This window comes from ANME-2 cluster archaeon (genome assembly GCA_019429385.1).
Taxonomy (GTDB): Archaea; Halobacteriota; Methanosarcinia; order Methanosarcinales; family Methanocomedenaceae; genus Methanocomedens_B.
Genome location: JAHYIS010000016.1, coordinates 40,502 through 46,535, shown reverse-complemented (window position 1 = coordinate 46,535; position 6,034 = coordinate 40,502). Strand labels below are relative to the sequence as shown.

Below are 6,034 nucleotides of genomic sequence, written 5' to 3'. Positions count from 1 at the left end.
CCAGAAGATATCGATGCCGACCTCATCTGCCTGAGCTCAATGACCGCTACCATTACTTGGTGTTACAGATTAGGCGATTTGTTAAGACAAATGGGGAAAAAGGTTGTACTGGGAGGAATACACCCTACGGCTCTTCCTTTTGAAGCTAAGGAACATGCTTATTCTGTTATTGTGGGTGAGGCAGAATCTGTCTGGCCACAGGTGCTCAATGATGCTGCACATGGTATTCTGAAACCATTTTATCACGGTGAAAGATTTCCCCTCGACAATATGCCCATGCCCTATACTTCTTTTGACCACAATCCATACCGGTTCAGAGCGGTCTTTACCGCAAGGGGGTGCCCGTACAGGTGCTCGTTTTGCTCTGTCAGGAAATTCTTCGGTGATACCATCCGTTACCGTCCAGTCCATAAGGTTGTTGAAGAAGTAGAGAACCATACCGGAAAGGTATATTTCAATGGAGATGACACCATCTGGGGTGGAGACATTGAACGGTCCATTGAACTGTTTACTGCCCTTTCGAAGGGTAGTAAAAAACGGTGGTACGGATTCGGTGATCTACGTGCACCCCAATCCCCTAAAGGAGATGAAATGCTAAAGGCTGCCAGGGCAAGTGGGCTATTTTCAGTGTGGGTGGGGTGGGAAACATCATCATGTGATGTGCTTGATAATTACCATGCCGAAACCAAACAGGGACGCAATAGGGAAAACGCCATTAAGAAGATAAAATCATATGGAATTGATGTGGTCCTGTTCGTCGTCCTGGGAGGGCGACAGGATACACTTAAAGATTTTGACAATGCCATGGAACTGGCAAAAAGACTTGGTGTGGGAGTCCACCCTGTGCTGTTAACTCCTTTACCGGGAACAGAACTGTATGATGAGTACGAGCCTTATTTAATAAAAAACAGGGGATGGGAATACTACACAGGTGTAAATGCTCTCTTCGATCACCCTGACCCCGAAATGACTCCTTTTGTAAGAGAAAAGAAATATTATGAAATATCCCTTGAACTGTTGAGTCTCCCGAGGATACTAAATCATCTAACCGAAATACCGTGGTCCGGTTTCCCAATGACACATCTTCTCTCGCTCATGAAACAATTACCAATGAGAAGAGCTATGAAAAAAGCATACACAGAATGGAAAGTAAGAGAAGATAATTCGTGACCAATCCGAATGGTCAGAAAAAAATTTATAATCTGAATTACTGAAATTATCGGAGTAATCCCGATAAACATATCACCCATGGATCCACTTACATTTGTGGGACGGTCGGAGTTTATTATGAAAAAAGTACTACTAATTTCTATTTTCCTGGTTGTAATGGTCCTATCCCCTGGGTGCATATTCTATGAAAAAGAACCAGCTACCGAAGATGATACAAAACATATAATTGGTTATGTGAGTTTGATAAATCACTTCCAGTCAGAAGGTCTTGAAGTTAAAACCCTGGGTATCAGCCAACAGCCATTCTTCTCGATCCGGAGCATGAACCTCACATTGAATGGAGAATTGGTCCTTGTGTTCGACTATTCCAACGTTTCAGGAGCCAGGGAGGATATGGCATTGGTCTCCCCTGATGCACAGTACATTGATAGTGCCAGAATGCACTGGACCGGAACACCGCATTTCTACAACTCAGAAGAAGTTATTGTTCTCTATGTAGGTGACGATCCTAACATTATTGCTGCACTGGACTCTGGAATGGGAGCCCAGTTCGCACCAAAATTATTGGACGAAAAATGACACCTAAAGTGCCAGCAGCCTCTCCCGACCGGATATCACATCTTCCAGGGAAAACACTTCCAGGTTGTGTATGCCCCCATAATCCAGGTCTCCGATTATTGACAAATCAACCGTACCTGTTCCGGGGGCCATGTGTATATCGCCATCATACTCACCGGTCCATACACCCATATTATCGTGTACATGTACATGCACAACCCATTCCCGCACTCTCTTCATGAACGCCCTCACCAGCCCGGAATCGCCCCCCGAGGTCAGGTTGGCATGTCCCACATCAAACGTTACACCCAGATTACCTGAATTTACTTCCTCCACGGCCATTACCAGTTCAGCTGCCTCACAGCACAGGTTGCCGGGAGCAGTACCTTCCTTATTTTCCAGGCCAAGCACTATGCCATGGTCCTCTGCAAATCCTGACAGGCGTTTAAGGTTATCGATCATTTTGTTAAAATTTCCCTGGCGGTCATCCCCTGCAAGACCTGGATGCACCACCATCACATTTGACTGGAAATAGACAGCCATTTCAATGGACTCTTCAATGAGCCTGAAATCAGAACCATTCATGTGTGCCATATCCACACGCAGGGATTTTGGATATGTCTGTGCATCAGCATAATATGGGGCATGGACCGATGTAATTCCTCCGGACGTGGACAATATATCCCTAACATCCTCTACACGGTCATGCTGAAGTTCACGCCCCTCATATAATCCCATTTTGGGAACGTATAGTTCCACAGAGTCAACTTCAGCTATCAATTCCTCGAGCGTGGACGCAAAGGATGATGCTCCGATAATCATTCTACTTACAGCACCTGCCCCATTATGTCCAGTGCCCGCAGGATATCCTCATCACCGGTGGCATAGGAAAGCCTGATATGCCCTGCTCCCCGGGGTCCAAACGCCTCGCCAGGTGCGGTAATAACTCCTGCTTCCAGCAGTTTCTGGACAGCTTCCATGGAATTTTCAACTTCAGGGAATGCGTAGAAGGCGCCCTGGGGCTCCACACATGGAATACCAATATCTTTCAACCCCTTCATTAACAGGTCACGGCGGCGTAAAAAGCTCCTGTACATATCTGTCACACAGTCCTGGGGTCCGGTTATTGCTGCCAGTGCAGCTTTCTGGGCGATACTGTTTGCACAAGCCTGCACATACTGGTGAGCCTTGACCATCTGCTCGGTGATGTCATGGGGTGCGGCCACGTAACCCAGTCTCCACCCGGTCATTGCATATGTCTTGGAAGTGGCATTGATGGTTACCGTATTTTCATATAAACTGGCAGGACTGACATGTTCGCCCGAATATATGAAATGTTCATAAACCTCATCCGATAGTATGGTGATATTATGGTCCTCTGCCAGCCGGCACAGGTCCCTGATCTCGTCCCGTGTCTGCACACTTCCCGTGGGATTGGACGGGGAATTGATAATAAGCACCCTGGTCCTGCCAGTGATGTGTTCTGCCACAGTATCGGCAGTAAGGGTGAAGTTCTCGCTCAGTGGCACACCTACCACATTACCTCCTGCAAATCCGCTCAGTGCCCGATAGGACACAAAGCCGGGGTCAGGGACCAGCACTTCATCCCCTGGTTCCACCAGTGCCAGCAGGGCGATATGAAGCGCTTCGGAAGCTCCTGATGTGATAATAATGTCATCAGGGGCTACGTCAAAATGATTCTCCTGCATGAATTTGTCACGAAGGGCCTGTCTGAGTTCAAGTATTCCCAGGTTTGCTGTATATCCTGTGAACCCGTCAATAATCGCATCAATTGCTGCCTGTTTTATATGATATGGGGTGTCAAAATCGGGCTGTCCAAGACCCATATTAACAGCATTCGGTCCGGCAGATTCAAATATTTTCCTTATACCTGAAATATCGATACTTTCAACCCTTTTCGCAAATTTTCGGTTCATTGTCATGCTTCATCCTTATATTCAACTCTTGATATCTTCCAACCATCAAGTGATTCCAGTTCCTTGCCAATCAAAATTATTCTGGCGATGCTTCCGTTCCAGTGGAAGGTTTTATCCAATTCACCATTTTTCAATTCCCTTGCCGTATTTTCAATAAAATGATTCAGAGCATGCTGTTTTGAAAACTGTATATTGAACAGGGCGCGATAACCACCTTTCGTCTTTCCGTACGACATCAGGACATAATCATGGTTTTCATACACAGGAATCCTGTCATAATTACAGATTATTTCCTTTTCATGGGTAAAAGAAGAATCGATCTTTGCAAAACATTGTAATACTGTCGATACCACATCACGGGTAGTCTGTCTGCCAAACCATAATCTAATCTTACCGGTAGTGCAGTATAAATGAACCTCAGCACATCCCATTTCAACAGACAGTATGTCTCTGCCAGGTTTAATAATGTCCTCAACCGACCCGGGCATATTTTCAGACATCAACGTATTGATATATGCTAGGTAAATAAGAATCTTACTATTCAAACAGTTCCGGGATCAAAACACTTCCATTACCTGTGAGTTTAGGATATTATGTCAGTATACAATAAGTCTGGTGACAAAATGTCCGAAACTCATATATATTTACCATATATTTTATATATTCAATATATAACAGGATATAAATATGGATATTCGTAAAATCCAGCGGACAGGAGGAGCTACATATATTGTTTCCCTTCCAAAAAGATGGGCTGACAGGGTAGGTGTGACCAATGGCACGAATGTAGGGATTACTATCAGACCAGACGGGGCACTTATCATAACACCCGATGTTTCGTCTCCCTCCCCTTCTAAAAAGCAACTTGATGTTACAGGGAAACACGGGGAACCTCTGGTAAGGGAAATTATTGCTTCATATATCGCCGGGTTCAATATAATTGAATTAATTTCACAGCGTATCTCGACAGAACAAAAACAGACCATCAGGCAAATTACCCACAAGCTCATTGGACCCGAGATCATTGAAGATACTGCGAATCATATGACTATACAGGACCTGCTTAACCCGAATGAACTTTCTTTACGCCAGAGTGTAAGGCGTATGTATTCAATAGCTGCATCCATGCATACCGATGCAATACAGGCAATTTCATCCTATGACATTGACCTTGCCATGGACGTGGCACAAAGGGACGACGAAGTAGACAGGCTTAACCTGCTCATAGAAAAACAACTGCGTTTGATGTTGCGCAGTGGCCAGGTCATTGATTCACAAAAGGATATTACTCCAGAAATGAGTCTTGACCTGAGTCTGGCAGCACGTCCCATCGAAAGGATAGCAGACCATGCGCGAAAGATTGCCCTTGCAACCGCAAAACTGGACCGGGAACTCCCTGAAGATACGAATACGATGTTCACAGATGCGGGGAAAAAGGCCAGTGTACTGTTCGGGAATGCTGCAGATTCATTGTTCACATCAGATATCGAACGGGCCAATATGGCAATAGGAATGAAAAAAGACGTTGAAGAAGCACTGCATGCCATAAATCGCAAACTGACAACCATGGATGCCCGGGATGCGCTGCACCTGCGTATTGTCTCGGACAGTATTGACCGTATTGGTGACTATGGGGCTAATATCGCAGAAATAGCGATAAATTCAACTATATCAAGATAAATGTTAGATAAAATAATAATCCCGTGAGGGGATATATAAGGAGGAACATGAATGGGATTAATAAAAAAAGTTAAAAAGAATCTATCTTCTGTATTCAAAGGTATATTCAAAAAGAAAGTGGCAAGGATTGGAATCTATGGTCCGCCCAATGCCGGAAAGACCACACTTGCAAACAGGATCATCAGGGACTGGACCGGGGATGCTATGGGTGCCGTATCTGAAATACCGCATGAGACCAGGCGGGCGCGCCGTCGTGAAGGTGTGACGATCGAATCGAACGGTTCAAAGGTCACCCTGGATATTGTGGATACACCAGGACTGGCCACCAAGATAGATTTCCATGAGTTCATGGCTCATGGATTGGAGGAAGAAGAGGCAAAGCGACGGGCAAAAGAAGCAACAGAAGGCATCATAGAAGCTGTTAAATGGCTGGAAGACCTTGACGGGGTCATCCTTGTAATGGATGCCACCGAAGACCCGTTCACCCAGGTGAATGTGACCGTTATCGGCAATATGGAAGCCAGAAGTCTGCCACTCCTCATTGCGGCTAATAAGATAGACCTGCCTGAATCTTCTCCGGCAAGGATACGCAGTGCATTCCCACAGCATCCTATGGTACCCATATCAGCGCTGGAAGGACAGAACATAGATACTCTTTATGAAGAGATTGCGAATCATTTCGGGTGATA

The 6,034-nt window shown here is 45.4% G+C and carries 7 protein-coding genes; 4 read left to right on the top strand and 3 right to left on the bottom strand.

Features of this window, described 5'->3' with window-relative positions; all coding sequences use genetic code 11:
• Both K0A89_07090 and K0A89_07085 read left to right on the top strand, forming a co-directional pair.
• On the top strand, positions 1-1,170 hold a 1,170-nt coding region (locus K0A89_07090; protein MBW6518251.1), incomplete at its 5' end, for a radical SAM protein.
• Between the two features lie 117 nt (positions 1,171-1,287).
• Positions 1,288-1,749, top strand: coding sequence for a hypothetical protein (locus tag K0A89_07085; GenBank protein ID MBW6518250.1), 462 nt, complete (start codon positions 1,288-1,290; stop codon positions 1,747-1,749).
• Positions 1,750-1,752: 3 nt separating this feature from the next.
• On the opposite strand, the gene K0A89_07080 is transcribed toward K0A89_07085, so the two are convergent.
• From K0A89_07080 to K0A89_07070, 3 genes are read right to left on the bottom strand one after another with little or no spacing between them, the layout of a single operon-like run.
• Positions 1,753-2,550: a sugar phosphate isomerase/epimerase gene (locus K0A89_07080; protein ID MBW6518249.1), complete on the bottom strand. Its 798-nt coding sequence runs from the start codon at positions 2,548-2,550 to the stop codon at positions 1,753-1,755.
• Positions 2,551-2,555: 5 nt separating this feature from the next.
• The gene (locus tag K0A89_07075; protein ID MBW6518248.1) at positions 2,556-3,665 is read right to left on the bottom strand and encodes a pyridoxal phosphate-dependent aminotransferase; all 1,110 of its coding nucleotides are present in this window, start codon (positions 3,663-3,665) and stop codon (positions 2,556-2,558) included.
• Between the two features lie 2 nt (positions 3,666-3,667).
• Positions 3,668-4,165 (bottom strand): hypothetical protein, encoded by a 498-nt coding sequence (locus tag K0A89_07070; protein MBW6518247.1) that lies wholly within the window; start codon positions 4,163-4,165, stop codon positions 3,668-3,670.
• Between the two features lie 187 nt (positions 4,166-4,352).
• Here K0A89_07070 and K0A89_07065 point away from each other — a divergent pair, with 187 nt between their 5' ends.
• Together K0A89_07065 and K0A89_07060 are read left to right on the top strand one after the other, a co-directional pair.
• Complete coding sequence (locus K0A89_07065) at positions 4,353-5,345, top strand: phosphate uptake regulator PhoU (protein MBW6518246.1); 993 nt, start codon at positions 4,353-4,355, stop codon at positions 5,343-5,345.
• Positions 5,346-5,396: 51 nt separating this feature from the next.
• Positions 5,397-6,032 (top strand): GTP-binding protein, encoded by a 636-nt coding sequence (locus K0A89_07060; protein MBW6518245.1) that lies wholly within the window; start codon positions 5,397-5,399, stop codon positions 6,030-6,032.
• Positions 6,033-6,034 lie beyond the last annotated feature (2 nt).